This window comes from Flavobacterium sp. Arc2 (assembly GCF_041431385.1).
Classification (GTDB): domain Bacteria; phylum Bacteroidota; class Bacteroidia; order Flavobacteriales; family Flavobacteriaceae; genus Flavobacterium.
Map to the genome: position 1 here is coordinate 44,823 of NZ_JASMRH010000025.1, position 17,379 is coordinate 62,201.

The 17,379-nt window shown below is 32.3% G+C and carries 18 protein-coding genes; 15 read left to right on the plus strand and 3 right to left on the minus strand.

Features of this window, described 5'->3' with window-relative positions; all coding sequences use genetic code 11:
* The coding region (locus QO182_RS15915) for a hypothetical protein (RefSeq protein ID WP_371539055.1) at positions 1–233 on the plus strand (233 nt) is incomplete at its 5' end.
* Positions 234–287: 54 nt separating this feature from the next.
* Here QO182_RS15915 and QO182_RS15920 read toward each other — a convergent pair.
* Together QO182_RS15920 and QO182_RS15925 are read right to left on the minus strand one after the other, a co-directional pair.
* Positions 288–833 carry a type 1 glutamine amidotransferase domain-containing protein gene (locus QO182_RS15920; RefSeq protein ID WP_371539057.1) on the minus strand — a complete coding sequence of 182 codons (546 nt, stop codon included), beginning with the start codon at positions 831–833 and terminating at the stop codon, positions 288–290.
* Between the two features lie 132 nt (positions 834–965).
* Positions 966–1,538, minus strand: coding sequence for a DUF1543 domain-containing protein (locus QO182_RS15925; protein ID WP_371539059.1), 573 nt, complete (start codon positions 1,536–1,538; stop codon positions 966–968).
* An 85-nt stretch (positions 1,539–1,623) separates the two neighbouring features.
* Between QO182_RS15925 and QO182_RS15930 the strand changes: the two genes are divergently transcribed.
* Entirely contained in the window at positions 1,624–2,121 is a 498-nt protein-coding gene (locus tag QO182_RS15930; protein WP_371539062.1) for a hypothetical protein, read from the plus strand.
* A 197-nt stretch (positions 2,122–2,318) separates the two neighbouring features.
* Positions 2,319–2,831: a hypothetical protein gene (locus QO182_RS15935; protein WP_371539064.1), complete on the plus strand. Its 513-nt coding sequence runs from the start codon at positions 2,319–2,321 to the stop codon at positions 2,829–2,831.
* A gap of 104 nt (positions 2,832–2,935) precedes the next feature.
* On the opposite strand, the gene QO182_RS15940 is transcribed toward QO182_RS15935, so the two are convergent.
* Positions 2,936–3,892, minus strand: a complete 957-nt coding sequence (locus QO182_RS15940; protein WP_371539066.1) for a TerC/Alx family metal homeostasis membrane protein — start codon at positions 3,890–3,892, stop codon at positions 2,936–2,938.
* A gap of 294 nt (positions 3,893–4,186) precedes the next feature.
* On the opposite strand from QO182_RS15940, the gene QO182_RS15945 reads away from it, so the two are divergent.
* The 12 genes from QO182_RS15945 (at position 4,187) to QO182_RS16000 (ending at position 17,332) form a co-directional block, all read left to right on the plus strand.
* Complete coding sequence (locus QO182_RS15945; protein WP_371539069.1) at positions 4,187–6,376, plus strand: glutamine synthetase III; 2,190 nt, start codon at positions 4,187–4,189, stop codon at positions 6,374–6,376.
* A gap of 687 nt (positions 6,377–7,063) precedes the next feature.
* Positions 7,064–7,906 (plus strand): hypothetical protein, encoded by an 843-nt coding sequence (locus QO182_RS15950; RefSeq protein ID WP_371539072.1) that lies wholly within the window; start codon positions 7,064–7,066, stop codon positions 7,904–7,906.
* 71 nt (positions 7,907–7,977) lie between these two features.
* A complete protein-coding gene (locus tag QO182_RS15955) occupies positions 7,978–8,511 on the plus strand; it encodes a hypothetical protein (protein WP_371539076.1) in 534 nt (177 codons plus the stop codon).
* Positions 8,512–9,753: 1,242 nt separating this feature from the next.
* Entirely contained in the window at positions 9,754–10,614 is an 861-nt protein-coding gene (locus tag QO182_RS15960; protein WP_371539079.1) for a hypothetical protein, read from the plus strand.
* Between the two features lie 189 nt (positions 10,615–10,803).
* Positions 10,804–11,217: a hypothetical protein gene (locus tag QO182_RS15965; RefSeq protein WP_371539080.1), complete on the plus strand. Its 414-nt coding sequence runs from the start codon at positions 10,804–10,806 to the stop codon at positions 11,215–11,217.
* Between the two features lie 32 nt (positions 11,218–11,249).
* Positions 11,250–11,549 (plus strand): CsgE family curli-type amyloid fiber assembly protein, encoded by a 300-nt coding sequence (locus QO182_RS15970; protein ID WP_371539083.1) that lies wholly within the window; start codon positions 11,250–11,252, stop codon positions 11,547–11,549.
* Positions 11,550–11,564: 15 nt separating this feature from the next.
* The gene (locus QO182_RS15975; RefSeq protein WP_371539086.1) at positions 11,565–11,969 is read left to right on the plus strand and encodes a curli production assembly/transport component CsgF; all 405 of its coding nucleotides are present in this window, start codon (positions 11,565–11,567) and stop codon (positions 11,967–11,969) included.
* Positions 11,970–11,971: 2 nt separating this feature from the next.
* Positions 11,972–13,330: a CsgG/HfaB family protein gene (locus tag QO182_RS15980; protein ID WP_371539089.1), complete on the plus strand. Its 1,359-nt coding sequence runs from the start codon at positions 11,972–11,974 to the stop codon at positions 13,328–13,330.
* 65 nt (positions 13,331–13,395) lie between these two features.
* On the plus strand, positions 13,396–14,892 hold the full coding sequence (locus QO182_RS15985; protein ID WP_371539092.1) for a carboxypeptidase regulatory-like domain-containing protein: 1,497 nt from the start codon (positions 13,396–13,398) through the stop codon (positions 14,890–14,892).
* 186 nt (positions 14,893–15,078) lie between these two features.
* The gene (locus tag QO182_RS15990) at positions 15,079–16,257 is read left to right on the plus strand and encodes an AIR synthase related protein (protein WP_371562691.1); all 1,179 of its coding nucleotides are present in this window, start codon (positions 15,079–15,081) and stop codon (positions 16,255–16,257) included.
* 105 nt (positions 16,258–16,362) lie between these two features.
* Complete coding sequence (locus QO182_RS15995) at positions 16,363–16,725, plus strand: hypothetical protein (protein WP_371562685.1); 363 nt, start codon at positions 16,363–16,365, stop codon at positions 16,723–16,725.
* A gap of 82 nt (positions 16,726–16,807) precedes the next feature.
* Complete coding sequence (locus QO182_RS16000; protein WP_371562688.1) at positions 16,808–17,332, plus strand: GNAT family N-acetyltransferase; 525 nt, start codon at positions 16,808–16,810, stop codon at positions 17,330–17,332.
* The last annotated feature ends 47 nt before the right edge of the window (positions 17,333–17,379 follow it).

The following is a 17,379-nucleotide window of genomic DNA, read 5'->3' on the forward strand; positions in this document are numbered from 1 at the left end:
AATTAGAAAAGAGTGCCTTGCTTTTGCAAAAAAAGTGTGTGAATCGCTTATCCCGATTTTTATCGGGATCTGTTCAAGAGAAAGCCTTCCGTTTATGGAAGGCTTTCTCATTTCTACTGCTTACTACTATTGAGCTAACATATATCTACTACTTTGAAGGAGGTTTTGCTGCAAAGAAAAACGGGACACATGGTCCTTTATCAGTATACCTAGAAATAGCGTTTGAAAAGTGATTTAAATAAAAAAAATGCGGAAAATATTTTCTGCATTTTTTTTATTTATAAAGATTAAACTACTTGCTGGTGTTTCCCTTCTTTAATTTCTTCTACTAATTTTTTATTGAATGCTGGTAAGTCATTAGGATTTCTACTCGTAACTAATCCTTGATCTACAACAACTTCTTGATCATGCCAATTTGCTCCAGCATTGATTAAATCAACCTTTATAGAAGGATAGGAAGTCATTGTTCGTCCTTTAACTAGTCCAGCGCTAATTAAAATTTGTGGACCGTGGCAAATTGACGCAACAGGCTTTCCAGCTTTAAAAAAATCTTTTATAAAAGCCAAAGCATTTTCATTTGTTCTTAATTTATCTGGATTAATAACTCCCCCAGGTAGAACTAAAGCATCATAATCAGTAGCTTTAACATTTTTTAATTCTTGATCAACTTTATAATCTTTTCCCCAGTCAGTAGAAGCCCATGATTTTATGCTTCCGCTTTCTGGACTCACGATTTCGGCTCTCCAACCTTGTTTTTCTAAATATTCTTTAGGTGAGCTTAACTCAACTTCTTCAAATCCGTTTGTTGCTAAAATAGCTATTCTCTTTTCCATAATTTTGTAAATTTAATCTCTTAGTACCATAAAATTACAAATTATAGTAAGGAGCAATTCATAAATAGGTATTAAAATAAACATAATTTTGTTCAAGCTGTTTTGATAAAACACGTCCTTTAATGAAATAATTTACTTAATTCCGGATATTTTTAAGTACCCAATATGCAAAACGTCTTCTTGTAGTTTCGTTTCTGACTTGGTTATTTTTATGGAATATTTTTCTTTGAGCTGACTATTCAAGATGTCAGTTACCTTATAAATGTCGTCAATATCGATTCCGTATTTATCGTCGATATGCGAGACGCCAGCACCCTTAAAGCCACAATGCTTGTAAAATGTGGTTCTTCTCGACTTCTTGGAGGCGAGTCCTATAGATGTAGCAACGGTTAGCATTTTGTAATGGTACTCTTCAAACTCATTTTCCTTATAACCACCTAAGTTGATAAAAAATAAATGGTCTAAATTAGTGTTTTCAACGGTTTCTTTAGGTATAATTTCAATCGAAAAATTGTCCACGACTGAGACTTCTCGCCAGGCATCGATATGGATTCTTCCTTTGGCCTCGGGCCAAAAAGCTTTCATTTCTGGGATCAAATCTTTTAGGGACGCTCCAATTCCAAAGAAAATATCATGTTGTTCCGTAAGTCGCCCAGCCGGCGTACAGCCTAGCATAACCATGTGTAATTTTAGTTTTTTTTCCATGTTTCAATGCTGTGTTTTTTTTACAATATAAATTTTGGCATAGTTAATGAATATACGAAAATAAGAAACCCTAAAAAATAAAAACATGAAAAAAATAATTACATTTGTAGCCATTGCTGGCTTGTTCACTTTACAAAGTTGCACAACATCAGGAACTTTTGAAATTGAGCCAATTGCGAGAACTGAAGTTTTTGAAATAACGACTTCGTTCAATTCGAATAATAGCTTCAGTAGACTGGTAGCATTTAGTCCGCCAATTTATTCTTCGGATGTGGTTTTGACGTACAGACTATCTGGATCTAACTCACAAGGAGATATATGGGAATTATTGCCGGAAACCTACTATTATAATAATGGTGCATTAGATTTTGGTTTTAGATATGATTATACAAATCGTGATGTAAATATTTATATGGTTGGAAATGATTTACAGTCTGTGTCTACAAATTTTAGAGTCAACCAGGTAATTAGAATTGTGGTCGTACCAGCTAATTATGCTAAATCAGTGAATAAAAATAGTTACTCTGACGTTATTACGGCCTTGAATTTAAAAGACAACCAGATTCAGAAAATTGATCTTTAATAATTAAATTTATAGTAAAAAAGGGAGCTGCAATGTTCCCTTTTTTATTGGTCAAAAATAAAAGGTAAATAGTTTTTTTTGTAGTTGGAGTGAGTGTTTTGTGTCTATTTACTTGATTATTAATGGTTTAATGTTTAAATTTGGTATAGTTAATGAAATGTAAATAGTAATAAGAGAACCATTTAAAAAAGATAGTTATGAAAAAGATTAGTACAATTTTAGCGATTATTGGAATGATTTTCATTTCAAGTTGTGAAGGACCTCAGGGCGAACCTGGCTTTGATGGACAGGATGGGTTACTGGGAGAAGTTTTTGAACTTAAAAATGTCAATTTTAATTACAATGCTACAGACGGTTACTCTATTTATCGAGTATTAGATCCTCTGATATTTGCTTCGGATGTTGTACTGATTTATAGAATGAGTGGGACAATAGATGCTAACACTCCAGTGTGGCAACTTATTCCAAGAACTCTCTTTCTATCTGAAGGTGAGTTAGATTATGATTTTGATTTTAGCAAAGAGGATTTTACAATTTATGCAGCAGGTGATTATGATTTAAGTACAACGCCGTCATACATAAGCAATCAAACTTTTCGTATTGTAATTGTGCCTGGTAGTTTTTCTACTTCAATTAATAAAAATAATTACGCGGATGTGATAGCGGCCTTAAATATAAAGGAAAGTCAAATTCAGAATATTAGTTTTTAATATTGTGAATATTGCAAATAAAAAAAGGAAATCTCGCGATTTCCTTTTTTTATTTGCAATATGTTTCTTCATAAGGCATGGGGCCATAAATTGTATTTTCGTGTTTAGTTTTCTTCAGTAGTTTCTCGTTTGCTCATATATAACGAGACTGCAATTCCTGCTAAAAGAGAAATGGCAATAAAAACTAATGAAGCCCACTCTGGAATTTCAATAAGTTCGTGGAGTATCATTTTAAGGCCTACGAAACTTAATATAGCAATAAGGCTAAATTCTAAATAGCTGAACTTTTCAATCATATTAGCCAAAAAGAAATACATGGATCGCAATCCTAATATGGCAAAAATGTTAGAGCTAAATACTAAGAAGGGATCGCTTGTAATAGCTAGAATTGCGGGAACGCTATCAATGGCAAATACAACATCCATAACTTCAATAATTACCAATGCAACGAATAAGGGTGTTGCAGCGGTGATATGTCTTCTTTTTACAAAAAAATGTTCTTTATCGATATGGTTTGAAATAGGAATTACCTTTTTTAAACTTTTATATACAAATGATTTTTTAGGTTCAAATTTTTCTTCTCCGTTTGAAAACAACATTTTCATTGCTGTGAAAATCAGGAAGAAGCCAAAGAGATAAGTAGCCCAAAAGAATTTATGGATTAATAAAACACCAAAAGAGATCATTAAACCCCTAAAAACGATGGCGCCTAGTATACCCCAGAATAAAACCCTGTGTTGGTATTTTTGTGGAATCTTAAAAGCCGAAAAGATAATAGCTATCACAAATATATTATCGACGCTAAGAGATAATTCTATTAAATATCCAGTAATGAATTTTATCGATGCGGCAAGAGGTTTTAGTCCGTCTGGGTTAGAAATATAATTGTTAGCATATATCCAGTAAATAACCCCAGAAAAGAGAAAAGACAGTGTTACCCAAATTACGGTCCACTTAGTAGCCTCTTTTGTGCTAATAATATGGGGTGTTTTATTGAAGACACCTAAATCTAATGCTAGGATTATAAAAACGATAATAAAGAAAGAAATCCAGACAATCATAAATCGAGTTGTTTTATAGATTTACAAAGATACTTTTTGATTGCTAACTGTGAAATTTATTCTTATAAAGTTGAATCTTAAAGGTAAAAAGAGGCTTATTGTTTAGCTGAAATGTCAATTTGGAGATTTACGGGCTTAAAATTAATATGTTGTCAGTATTAAAGGTTTTTTTTACGAAAAACATAATTTAATTGGTTTTACCCTAAAAAATTAGAGGTAAAATTTTATAAAAACATTATTTGAATTATATTTGCGCCTCAATAATAGGGGTTTAATTTTTTAAATATAATTTTTATGTCAACAATACGTTTCCAAGCTTTGAGAGAAGCATCAACAAGAAAGCCAATTAAATTTGAAGAGTCTGGTAAAAAATCAATTCTTTTCGGTTCAAATGTATTTAATGATAAAGCAATGAAGCAATATTTGACTTCAGACGCTTTTAAAGGAGTTCAAGGTGCAGTACAGCATGGAACTAAAATAGACAGAAAATTAGCGGACTATATTGCAATGGGTATGAAGGAGTGGGCCTTGTCTAAAGGAGTAACTCATTACACACACTGGTTTCAACCATTGACTGGAGCTACTGCTGAAAAACATGATGCTTTCTTTGAAACTTCATATGATGGTGGTGATCCAGTAGAAAAATTTGGAGGAGCACAATTAGTGCAACAAGAGCCAGATGCATCTAGTTTTCCTAACGGAGGAATTAGAAATACTTTTGAAGCGAGAGGATATACAGCTTGGGATCCTACGTCTCCAGCATTCATATTTGGAACTACATTATGTATTCCAACGGTTTTTATCTCTTACACAGGAGAAGCTTTAGATTATAAAACACCTTTGTTACGTGCCTTACAGGTTATGGATGAAGCTGCTACTGAGGTATGTAAATATTTTGATAAAAATGTAAAGAAAGTTACTGCAACCCTAGGATGGGAGCAAGAATATTTCTTGATAGATAGAGCATTGGCACTTTCTCGTCCAGATCTTATGATGACTGGAAGAACTTTGTTAGGTCATACATCTGCAAAAGGGCAACAATTGGATGATCATTATTTTGGTTCAATTCCTACCCGTGCACTTACTTATATGAGAGATCTAGAGCAAGAATGTATGTTACTTGGAATACCAGTAAAAACACGTCACAATGAAGTAGCTCCAAATCAATTTGAGTTGGCACCTATTTTCGAAGAAACAAACCTTGCTGTAGATCACAATTGTTTGTTGATGGATGTGATGGAGAAAGTAGCAGAGCGTCATGATTTGAAAGTGTTATTTCATGAAAAACCATTTAAAGGAGTAAACGGTTCAGGGAAACATAATAACTGGTCATTAGCAACAGATACAGGTGTAAACTTGTTGAGTCCAAGTAAAACGCCAATGAGCAATTTGCAGTTTTTGACTTTCTTTATCAATACTATAAAAGCAGTACATGACCATGAATCTTTGTTAAGAGGTGCTATTGCAACTGCAGGTAATGACCATAGGTTAGGTGCAAATGAAGCGCCACCGGCTATTATCTCTGTATTTATTGGAGAACAATTGACTAAAGTTTTAGCTGAATTAGAAGGCGTAACAGCAGGGAAATTATCTCCAGAAGAAAAAACAGATTTAAAATTGAATGTTGTAGGTAAAATTCCAGACGTTCTTTTGGATAATACAGACAGAAACAGAACTTCACCATTTGCTTTTACAGGAAATAAATTTGAGTTCAGAGCAGTAGGTTCTAATTCTAATTGTTCTAATTCAATGACTACATTAAATGCTATCGTTGCAAAACAATTGAGAGATTTCAAGAAAGAAGTAGATGCTTTAATTGAGTCGAAAGACATGAAGAAAGACGATGCGATTTTCAATGTTTTGAGAGAATACATCAAGCATTCTAAAAAAATCCTTTTTGAAGGAGACGGTTACAGTGAAGCATGGGAAATAGAAGCAGGGAAAAGAGGATTGAGTAACTTTAAAACGACTCCCCTGGCATTGAAAGCTAGAGCATCTAAACAAGCCTTAGATTTGTTTTCTGATTTAGGAATCATGAATCATATTGAGGTTGAAGCACGTTACGAAATTGAATTAGAAGAGTATACTAAGAAAATTCAAATTGAAGGTAGAGTATTAGGTGATATAGCAACAAACCACGTAATTCCAACTGCTATTCGTTACCAAAATACTTTGATTGAAAATGTGAGCGGGTTGAAAAATATCTTTGGAGCTGACTTTGAAAATGTGGCTAAAGAGCAAATTGTTTTAATCAAAAGCATTTCTAAACATATCGAAGGGATCAATTCTAAAGTACTTGAGATGACTAACGAAAGAAAGAAAGCGAATGTGTTGACTGATGGTCAAGAAATGGCTGAAGCATACTGTGATAACGTAAAACCGTATTTTGAAGTGATTCGTGAGCATTGTGATAAATTAGAGCTATTAGTTGATAATGAACTATGGACTTTAACTAAATACAGAGAATTGTTGTTTACAAAATAGTAAGCAAACAGTCTTAAGATTGAAAATGCCTATCCGTTTTGGATAGGCATTTTTTTATGGTATAAATCCTGTAGAACAAAAAAAATATTATTCTTGGCTAAAAATACTTTCGTGGAGTAGAAGTTTTGATTAGGGCAATGGTATAGCGAATAAAGATTATAGCCGGTATAAAGTGCCTTATATTATTATAGGTTTAAAATACATTAATAGTGCTGTAAAATTATGCACTTGTGTTACTTGATTTCGTCATAGATTCCTTTATCGGATTAGTATATTAAATGACTTTATGATGCGATTAATTTTTGAGCGCTTTTGTATTTGTAATTATAGTTTAGTTAGTTTAGTTAGTTTTTTATAATTGAATTCTTATTAAATGGTCGAATAAATAGCATTTATATTTAAAAAGGTAATGACGTAATTTTTTTCTTATACTAATATGAGGAAAATAATGTAGTTCACCGTAAAAGTCTTGCGTTTCATCGAAAACATGACTATATCAGTGAAAAGCAGGTGTTTATACTGGTTTTTTTCGAGAAATGTTTTCTATCTTTGAAATGTAATAATCAAATAAGGGGTATGTATTTATACTAAAAACCTTGTTATTTATTATGAAGAAGAGGATTCCCAAATCACTTTTTTAAAACCTACATGATAACTTGTATTAATAACCAATTAAATATATTTATTATGAAAAATGTTTTTTTAAGTATCTCCGCGATGCTATTAGTAGGTTCAGTAGCTACGGCTCAAGTAAACACATCTGATGTGAATCAAGTTGGGAATTTGGACGTCTCAATTGTAGATCAAAACGGTCACAATAATGCATCTGATGTTGATCAATTAGGGGACCGTAATACGTCTGAAGTTTATCAAGGAATTCGACCTGGCCTTTTTGATGCACTAAGAAATTCTGCAGTTGTAATGCAAAATGGTAATGACAATGGGGCTTTTATTTCTCAAAGTAATCAGGATAATGAAGCTTTTCAAACTCAAACGGGTAATAAAAATACCGCTACTATTTGGCAAGATCAAATTGTAGGAGCACCACAAGCGACACGTGGTTCTGATTGGGCAACACAAGAGCAAACGGGTAATCTTAATGTTGCGACAATCGATCAAGGAACAAGTGGTAATGAAAAACCAGTAGCACCTTCTGTTTTTAGTAGTGCTCAATTGGCAGCTGTAGCAGCTGTTCCAGTTCCCGTTTCACCTAATTATAATAACGATGCGCTTCAAGTTCAAAATGGTAATGGTAATACAGCTTATGCTAGCCAAGGTGGAGTTGAAAATCACTCTTTTCAGTATCAAACGTCTCCAGGTGCTATAGGAAATACTTCTAACCATTATCAATATGGAAGAGAAAACACAGCAACTACAACTCAAAATGGGACTATGTTATTAGATAATACTATGCAAATAGGAAATTTAAATACAGCAACTGTTACACAAAATGGTAATGGTCATGAAAGTATTGCTTATTCAAAAGGAAATAACAATTCAATTACTGTAACTCAAAATAACGGAATGTAATATTTTGAGAATATAACAAAATGAGATAGTTATTATGGCTATCTCATTTTTTTAATTTAACAATAAATAAAATGAAAACTCTTTTTTTAAATTTTGTACTTCTTATATTTTGTACTCAGTTTCTGTTTTCTCAGGATAGAGATGAAAATTCGTTGGTTAAAAACTATAGTTCTTCTGTTTTTGATAAAAAAGAAGCTGCTTTAAGTGTGCTTTCATCTTCAGCTAAAAATGAAAACACTAAAGATGCTTATTTAAACAATCAAAATTCAGGCGTTTCTATTCAGCAAATTGGCGATTATAATTATGCATTAATTGATGTAAAATCTAAAATATCGAATATTTCGTTAAATCAGTATGGTGATAATAATCAATACTCATTAGTTAAAGAGGCTAAAAATATTTTTGTCGATGTTAGTCAAAAGGGAAACAATAGTAAAATTGAGGATTATTCCTTCAGGACAAATTATGATGTGAACACCCAAATGATTCAGAATGGAAGCAATCAAAATATAAAAAGTATAGGAACTAATTCAATATCAAAAGATATGAAAGTCTCACAAACTGGTAATGGTGCTTCTGTTATTATTTTAAACAAGTTAAATTAAAAATAGAATTAGTAAATAGAGGTTTTAGTATTATACTTTCGTTTCTTGTTATATATGTGTAAGTTCATAATGCCCATTTCAAAAAATTAGTACGGGAAAAATGGAAATAGAAAAAAGTGTAAATACTATTACTATTATAGGAATAGTAATAGTAGAAAATCAAACTGATGTTATTAAAAGTGCATCGTTTAAATTATCTTTTTTTACGGGTCAAAAAAGGTATAGGTGAATAAAAATTATATATTAAACAACAAGAAAACATCTTTGTAGATGTTTTTTATGCGTTATAGTGTCTATGTTTTGAGAATAAATGTGATTCGGATAGAATAGGTAATTGCAATAATGAAACCTCAGGTCATTATTTATTAAATGATTTCTAGATAATTTGGTTTGCTATTTTTATTCGTAGGATCTTTTCTAGTTTTTTTTCTAAAATTAAGAGTACTTAAAGCAACTTAATTAGTTTTATTTTCATGTTTTTCGTTTAAAATAATCTCATCTTCAATCCTGAATAAATATCAGTTTAAGACCAATGTTTGTTACTCTTTTTATTTAAAATGATTGATTGTTCGAATTCAGTTTTTTTTCAGTCTCAATTTTGATTCTTTTTTCTCTGCTACAATAAGCTGTCTTACGAGTAGCGCCTTCTATTTATTTAAGGGCTTTAATTTAGTCTCAAGCTTGATGATCTTTTGTTATGGTTTGTTTGCGATAATTGTAGTTTTTTTTAATAAAACTAACTTCTTTAAGGATTAAATAAATAATTGATTTGTTCCTGAATATTATTCTTAGGACAAATTGAGATAGTTGAAAATCCTCCTTGTTTTATTTTATGGAGTCCTTGTAACTGCCAAGGCAGAGAATAGTATTTTATTGTGATTTTGATAATGAGTTCTTGGGGTATTTTCGTAATTTTTTTTATGAATCAGGCTATTTCTTTGTGCGAATTTTATTGTCAAATTGAATTGAGTCTCTCCATAGCTGCATAGGTTGAAAAAATATATGTAGGTCATCGTCAAAGTCTTGCGTTTTATCGAAAATAGCTATTTTCCTGTAAAACAAGTCTTTAATATTGGGGTGTTTTCGATATATTTTTTATATATTTGAGATGTAGTAGTCAAATAAGAGTTGTTTTTTAGTACTAAAAATCTTGTTATTTGTTATGATGAAAAAGAGGTTCCCAAATCACTTTTTTAAACCTACATAATAGTTTGTATTAATAACCAATTAAATATATTTATTATGAAAAAAGTTTTTTTAAGCATCTCCGCGATGTTATTAGTAGGTTCGGTTGGGATGGCTCAGGTAAACATGTCAGATGTGAATCAAGTTGGGAATTTGGACGTCTCAATTGTTAAACAACAGGGTCACAATAATGAATCAGATGTTGATCAATTAGGGGATCGTAATACGTCTGAAGTTTATCAAGGGATTAAACCTTCTAAAGCTAATAAACCTGTTGCTTATGATGCACTAAGAAATTCTGCAGTTGTAATGCAAATTGGTAACGACAATGGTGCCTTTATTTCTCAAAATAATAAAGACAATGAGGCATTTCAAACTCAAACGGGTAATAAAAATAAAGCTAAGATTTGGCAGGACCAAGTTAAAGGAGCACCACAAGCTACCCGTGGATCTGATTGGGCAACACAAGTTCAAACGGGTAACCTTAATGTTGCGACGATTGATCAAGGAACAAATGGTAACGAAAAACCAAAAGTAGGGTCTGTTTTTAGTTCTACTCAATTGGCCGCTGTAGCCGCAGTTCCAGTTCCGGTATCACCAAATTATAATAACGATGCGATTCAAACTCAAAATGGTAATGGTAATACCGCTTATGCTAGTCAAGGTGGGGTTCAAAATCACTCAGTTCAGAATCAAACGTCTCCGGGTGCTATAGGAAATACTTCTAACCATTATCAATATGGAACGGAAAACACAGCAACTACAACTCAAAATGGGACTATGTTATTAGATAATACTTTGCAAATAGGGAAATATAATACTGCAACAGTTATGCAAACTGGTAATGGTCATGAAAGTATTGCTTATTCAAAAGGAAATAACAATTCAATTACTGTTACTCAAAATAACGGAATGTAATATTTTGAGAATAAAACAAAATGAGATAGTTTTTATGGCTATCTCATTTTTTTTAATTAAGTATTTCTTTCATATTCAGTTTACTTAGGATAAGAGAGGGATATTGTCTAGTTAAAAGTTTTAGTTCTTCTGTTTTTAATAAAAAAGAAGCTGCTATAATTATTTTAAATAAATTAAATAAATTTTAAAATGCAATTAGTAAATAGATATTTTAGTATAATTCTTTTGTTTGTTAGTACATTTTTTTATGCCCAAAATCCCATACCTCAAGATGAAGTAAGGGCTAAAATTGAGATTGAAAAAAGTGAGGGCAATATTAAAATTACAGGAACTGCAGAAAATCAAACAGATATTACAAAAAGCGCATCTTATAAATTATCTGTAATAAAAAACAATCACGCAAATAATAATAACTCCACAAATGCTCAGGAAGGAGTTTTTATTTTAAAGCCAAATGAACTAATAAAATTGTCAACTACTCAGGTTAATATTGCTAGTGATGACGAAGTAATTATATTATTAATATTTTTTAATGAGGACAAACAGATTATTAGTAAAGACCGTTTAGTTTTAGGCGAAGAAAAAAAAAAGAACAGCAGATAACGACCTTAGCTGTACCAGATGATAGTTTTGTTATGAGAGGTATTATAACTGATGATACTAAAACAAGAGTAGGTAAAGATTTTTATGATAAATATTACTATAAATATAATGATATTGGAATAAACGCAAAGGACATTGTTGTAATAGGAGAAGAATATAGTTTTGCTAGGAATACAAAAATAACTATTACAATTGAAAATGAGATTATATATGAGTTTATCGTAAGGCCTGACGACGAATTCTTAGAAGCGGTTTCTGATGAAGCAATAAGCAGAACCTATTATTACTTAAAAGAAAAAGAAAAACAAAGCAAATATTTCACTCAGTATTAATTTTATTCTTTTATTATGAAATTCATCTATTTTTCATTGATTTTATTTTTATTTTCATTTACTATTAAAGCACAAGCTTTAGTATATAAGCCAGTTAATCCAGCTTTTGGCGGGGATACTTTCAATTATCAATGGTTAATGAGTAGCGCAGAGAATCAAAATAAATTTAAAGAAAAAACAAGCGAAACTGAAACTAAAACGGATTTAGAGCAGTTTAAGGCTAGTTTAAATTCACAATTATTAAGTCAAGTATCTAGCTTACTTTATAAGCAACAATTTGGAACAGATGGTCTTTCGGAGGGTTCTTATACATTTGGGAGTTATGCTATAGATGTTTATCCTACTTCGAATGGTCTGTCGATAAATATACTCGATACTACCACAGGTGAGCAAACACAAGTAATAATCCCAAATAAATAATTATGAGAATTCTAACCTACTTTTTTTTACTCTTATTTCTTTCCAGTTGTGGAGCATTTTATAATCAGCCAACTGGAATCGAAAAAGCAATTATAGGAGAAGGCACTCCTGCAACTTCTCTGTTAAAAGATTTGCCTGAGCCTAAACAGCAGATTGTTGTTGGTGTTTACAAGTTCAGGGACCAAACAGGACAATATAAAGCAGTAGAAAACGGAAGCAGTTTTAGTACAGCAGTAACCCAGGGTGCTACTTCAATACTTATAAAAGCACTAGAGGATTCCAAATGGTTTATTCCAATTGAAAGAGAGAATATTGGTAATTTATTACAGGAACGAAACCTAATTCGTTCTACTCGCCAAGAATATAATAAAAATGCTAATCCTAATGAACCACAGTTAACGCCTCTTTTATATGCTGGAGTACTATTAGAAGGCGGAATTGTGTCATACGATTCAAACATAATTACAGGTGGTTTTGGTGCGCGTTATTTTGGTGCAGGTGGTTCGGTAAAATATCGTCAAGATCGTGTGACTATCTATTTGAGAATGGTATCGACTTCTAATGGTAAAATTCTTAAATCTGTTTATATATCTAAAACTATTTTATCACAAGCTATTGATGAAAGTTTATTTCGCTATGTCAACTTCAAACGGCTTTTAGAAGTAGAAACAGGTTATACTACAAATGAACCAATTCATATGGCAGTAACTGAAGCAATTGAAAAAGCTGTAGAATCAATGGTTTTAGGAGGGATTGAAGAAGGAATTTGGGAAGCAAATATTCCTCAGCCAGAGATTGATTCTTTGTTAAAAAAGTACAACAAAGAAAATCAAGATGCTGGTGTTGCAACAATTTATGGAAGAAAACTCGAACAAAGAAGGTCTAAATTTGCAATAGAAGTAAGTGGAGGTGCGACTTTGATGGATGGTGATTATGGAAATTCAGAAATCAGACCAATGGCACGTGGAGCCTTAAAGTATTTTTTCACTCCTGGTTTTAATTTAAGCGCCTCAACAAATGTTTTTAAACTAGCTAATAAATATGTTTTTGATGGCGGATATGCGACATTAGATCTTAATGCAGAGTTGATTTTGTTGCCAAAAGATAAATTAACACCTTATATTTTTGCTGGAGCAGGTTATGGGTTTAATTCAAAATTTGATAATACTCATACCAAAATTCAGTATGGACTTGGTTTGGAATACATGGCTTCAGATAATATAGGAATTAAAATGTTTGGAGAGCATAATCTCAATTTTAGCGATAATATTGATTATATAGAAAGAGGAGTTCGGGATGATTATTATTATCGTTTTGGTTTAGGTCTAACGTACTATTTTTCAAATAAAAAAAATCGTTAGATAATAAAGGTAATACTAATACCAAAAACAAATAGTCTTAGTTCATAAATAATATTAATTCCATAATGATGAAAAATATTTATCTTAAAATCAGTTTTGTTCTTCTAGTTTTGATGTCTTCTTGTAGTGAAGAAAAGATTGCTGGTGAAGAATATGGCACAGTAGAAGGAAAGGTAGTTAGTGCTTTGACTTTTTTACCTTTGGCAAACGTAAAAGTGTTTTCGAGTCCAAATTCAAGCATTGTTTTTACAGATGAGGAAGGAAAGTTTGTTGTTCCCAATGTCAAAGTTGGGGATTACTCTTTTGAAGCTCAAAAGGATGGTTATATTACTACGTATGAGGCTGCTACTGTAAATAGTGGTAAATCGACTAATTTAGTTTTTGAGCTAAAATTATCAACTACTAATAATAAGGCACCAACGGCACCTGTCCTTGTGACACCTGCTGATAATGCAATTAATCAAACTCTAGAATTAAAATTGACTTGGACAGCTACAGATACTGAAAAAGATAGCTTAAAGTATGAAGTTACATTAAGAAAAGATAGTAGTAATGATGTTGTAGTTTATTCAGATATTTCTAAACCTAACTATACATTAACGGGATTAACTTATAGCACTAAGTATTATTGGCAGGTTTCAGTATCAGATGGCGTAAATCCTCCAGTTTTAAGCGCCATTCGAACATTTACTACAACAGCTTTTCCAAATGCAAGATTTTTATTTGTTAAAAAAGAAAGCAATAATTACGTGATTTATTCAGGTGATGAGAGTGGAAATGAATTACAATTAACTAATTCGAGTATTAATAGCTGGCGACCAAGAAAAAATAATCAAGTTAAAAAAATCGCATTTATTAGAGCAAGTGGTGCTCAAAATCATATTTACACAATGAATCAAGATGGTTCAGGTGTTCTTAAACTGACTAATTCGGTTCCTATTGCTGGATTTAATTCGGATTTTATTAATTTCTCTTGGAACGCATCTGGAAGCCAAATTATTTATCCTTATTTTGATAAATTATATAGAATTAATAATGACGGTAGCGGTTTGACTAAAATTTATCAAACTGCAAATGGGAAGTTCATATCAGAATGTGATTGGAGTAATGATGGAACAAAAATTGCCTTGAAGGTAAATGATGCTAGCGGTTATAATGCAGAAATTTATGTAATTAATACTGCGGGTTCAATTGTTAATCAGGTTATATCTGGGTCGAGTGGAGCTATTGGAGGTTTAAATTTTTCTGTTAATGCTCAGAAATTAATTTTCACAAAAGACGTGTCAGGTTTTGAAGATGCTAATTATAGACAATTGGACACGAGAGTGTTTCAATATACTTTTAATAGTAACGTAGTTAGTGAGATAGGAATGGAGAAAATATCAGGAACATTAGACTTAGATGTAAGGTATTCTCCAAATGAAGCTGAGTTAATATTAATGAACACTTCTAACGATGGTATATCGGCTAAAAACATTATAAAGTATACTCCCCCCTCACTTAGTGTCGGAAGTTTACGAACAGTTTTGTTTACCAATGCTAGCATGCCGGATTGGGAATGATAAAAATAAACGAGTAAAAATACCCATCTTTAGCGATTTGGGTATTTTTTTTGTTTTCAATTTTTATTAATGCTTCTGCTTCTTACATTAAACACTTCCTAAATGCGAATACACAAAACCCAAAAAAAATATTTATCTTTGCCAAACAACCCAGCTGCCTCAAAGCAGCTTACACAACTACACTACATGAGTTCAGATACTAGTAAACGATATGCACTTCGCGGTGTTTCGGCATCCAAAGAAGATGTGCATAACGCCATAAAAAATATTGACAAAGGATTATTTCCTCAAGCATTTTGTAAAATTGTTCCTGATTATCTTACCCAAGACGAGGAATATTGTTTAATCATGCATGCTGATGGGGCAGGAACAAAATCTTCTCTGGCTTATATGTACTGGAAAGAAACAGGTGATATATCCGTATGGAAAGGGATTGCCCAGGATGCTTTAATCATGAATATTGATGATTTATTGTGCGTTGGAGCAACTGATAATATCTTGTTATCTTCTACTATTGGTAGAAACAAAAACTTGATTACTGCTGATGTAATTTCGGCTATTATCAATGGAACCGAAGAACTGATAAAAGAACTGGATTCCTTTGGCGTGACCATTCATTCAACTGGCGGGGAAACCGCTGATGTGGGTGATATCGTTCGTACCATAATCGTAGATTCTACTGTTACAGCTCGTATGAAACGTTCTAAAGTCATTGACAATGCTAATATCAAAGCAGGGGATGTGATCGTAGGTTTGGCTTCTTTTGGTCAGGCTACTTATGAAAAAAGCTACAATGGCGGAATGGGAAGCAATGGATTAACTTCTGCACGTCACGATGTATTCGGAAAATATTTGGCTACCAAATATCCAGAAAGTTTTGATGCGGCGGTTCCAGAAGACTTAATTTATTCAGGACAAGTAAAATTGACTGATGCCGTAGAGAATTCTCCTATCGATGCCGGACAATTAGTGCTTTCGCCAACCAGAACTTACGCACCTATTATCAAGAAAATTTTAGATCAATATGATGCTACAGTTATTCATGGTATGGTACATTGCAGTGGCGGAGCACAGACAAAAATTCTACATTTCGTAGAAAACCTACACATCATAAAAGATAATTTATTCCCAGTTCCTCCTTTATTTAAATTGATACAGGAACAGTCTAAAACAGATTGGAAAGAAATGTATCAAGTTTTTAACTGTGGACATCGCATGGAATTATACGTTCCTGAAGTAGTTGCGCAGGAGATTATCGCTATTTCGCAATCATTCAACGTTGATGCACAAATCGTAGGAAGGGTAGAAGCAGCAGATACTAAAAAATTGACAATCACCAGCGAATACGGAACTTTCGAATATTAATATAATTAGGAGCTATTCCTGCTGTCCGTTGTATCTTTTATCGTCTCGTTAAAAAACGAGACAATAAAAGGATGCCACTTCCATCAGGGCTAAAAACACAATGATATGTACGAATTAATTTTTTGGAAATATTTAGAGGAGGTTTACTTAAACCATCAAGAAGTGTATGAAGCACTCGATGAAGAAACAACTATTGAAGGCTTAGAAGAACTTCCTGTTCAAGTAATTATGAATAGAATAGCTTCTGTATTTTCAAAATGGGAAAAGGTAGATGAAAATAGCTGGAAAAATACCACTGGAGTAGGTGCTTTTCAAGTACTAACAACACCTCAAAGTATACAGATCGATTGCTATGGTACCGAAGGGAAGACAATGGATCAGTTAGTGAATATTATGGAAGAATATAAATGTCCATTATATGACCCACAAGTTCCTATGCGCTACGATGAAATGTATTCGCCTGAGTAGTATTATTTTGTAAATAAATAGGAATTCAAATTACACAATCGAAGTAAAAACTACCATAATACTGATATCTGATAATTAGCAAATGAATTTTGATTCTTTCCCTAACTTAATTCTCGAGGATGAAACGGTTTTACTTCGACCGCTTCTAGAAACTGATTTAGATAATTTATTAGATTTTTCAATTAACGAGCCTGATACTTGGAAATATTCTTTGGTACGTGCTAACGGAAAAGAGAATCTAGAAAAATACATTCAAATAGCACTAGCAGCTAGAGAAAGAAAAATAGAGTTTCCATTTATTGTTTTCGATAAAAAATCCGGTAAATATGCTGGTAGTACTCGTTTTTATGATATTAATGTTGCGCACAAAACACTGCAATTAGGATATACTTGGTACGGTGCAGCATATCGAGGAACAGGGTTAAACAAGCACTGTAAGTTTTTATTATTACAATTTGCTTTTGAAACTCTTGAGGTAGAACGTGTCGAGTTTAGAGCGGATAATGATAATAAAAGAAGTATTGCCGCGATGAAAAGTCTCGGCTGTAAGGAAGAAGGGGTACTACGAAATCATATGCGGTACCATCTCATAAAGTGTGTAAGTTAAAAAGTTATTCTGAAAATTTGAGCTAACTCAAAAGCTCAAAAATTTTC

Coding starts and splice junctions, on each gene's coding strand:
- QO182_RS15920 (WP_371539057.1), bottom strand. CDS start 833: ATGGAAAAGAGAATAGCTATTTTAGCAACAAACGGATTTGAAGAAGTT.
- QO182_RS15925 (WP_371539059.1), bottom strand. CDS start 1,538: ATGGAAAAAAAACTAAAATTACACATGGTTATGCTAGGCTGTACGCCG.
- QO182_RS15930 (WP_371539062.1), top strand. CDS start 1,624: ATGAAAAAAATAATTACATTTGTAGCCATTGCTGGCTTGTTCACTTTA.
- QO182_RS15935 (WP_371539064.1), top strand. CDS start 2,319: ATGAAAAAGATTAGTACAATTTTAGCGATTATTGGAATGATTTTCATT.
- QO182_RS15940 (WP_371539066.1), bottom strand. CDS start 3,892: ATGATTGTCTGGATTTCTTTCTTTATTATCGTTTTTATAATCCTAGCA.
- QO182_RS15945 (WP_371539069.1), top strand. CDS start 4,187: ATGTCAACAATACGTTTCCAAGCTTTGAGAGAAGCATCAACAAGAAAG.
- QO182_RS15950 (WP_371539072.1), top strand. CDS start 7,064: ATGAAAAATGTTTTTTTAAGTATCTCCGCGATGCTATTAGTAGGTTCA.
- QO182_RS15955 (WP_371539076.1), top strand. CDS start 7,978: ATGAAAACTCTTTTTTTAAATTTTGTACTTCTTATATTTTGTACTCAG.
- QO182_RS15960 (WP_371539079.1), top strand. CDS start 9,754: ATGAAAAAAGTTTTTTTAAGCATCTCCGCGATGTTATTAGTAGGTTCG.
- QO182_RS15965 (WP_371539080.1), top strand. CDS start 10,804: ATGCAATTAGTAAATAGATATTTTAGTATAATTCTTTTGTTTGTTAGT.
- QO182_RS15970 (WP_371539083.1), top strand. CDS start 11,250: ATGAGAGGTATTATAACTGATGATACTAAAACAAGAGTAGGTAAAGAT.
- QO182_RS15975 (WP_371539086.1), top strand. CDS start 11,565: ATGAAATTCATCTATTTTTCATTGATTTTATTTTTATTTTCATTTACT.
- QO182_RS15980 (WP_371539089.1), top strand. CDS start 11,972: ATGAGAATTCTAACCTACTTTTTTTTACTCTTATTTCTTTCCAGTTGT.
- QO182_RS15985 (WP_371539092.1), top strand. CDS start 13,396: ATGATGAAAAATATTTATCTTAAAATCAGTTTTGTTCTTCTAGTTTTG.
- QO182_RS15990 (WP_371562691.1), top strand. CDS start 15,079: ATGAGTTCAGATACTAGTAAACGATATGCACTTCGCGGTGTTTCGGCA.
- QO182_RS15995 (WP_371562685.1), top strand. CDS start 16,363: ATGTACGAATTAATTTTTTGGAAATATTTAGAGGAGGTTTACTTAAAC.
- QO182_RS16000 (WP_371562688.1), top strand. CDS start 16,808: ATGAATTTTGATTCTTTCCCTAACTTAATTCTCGAGGATGAAACGGTT.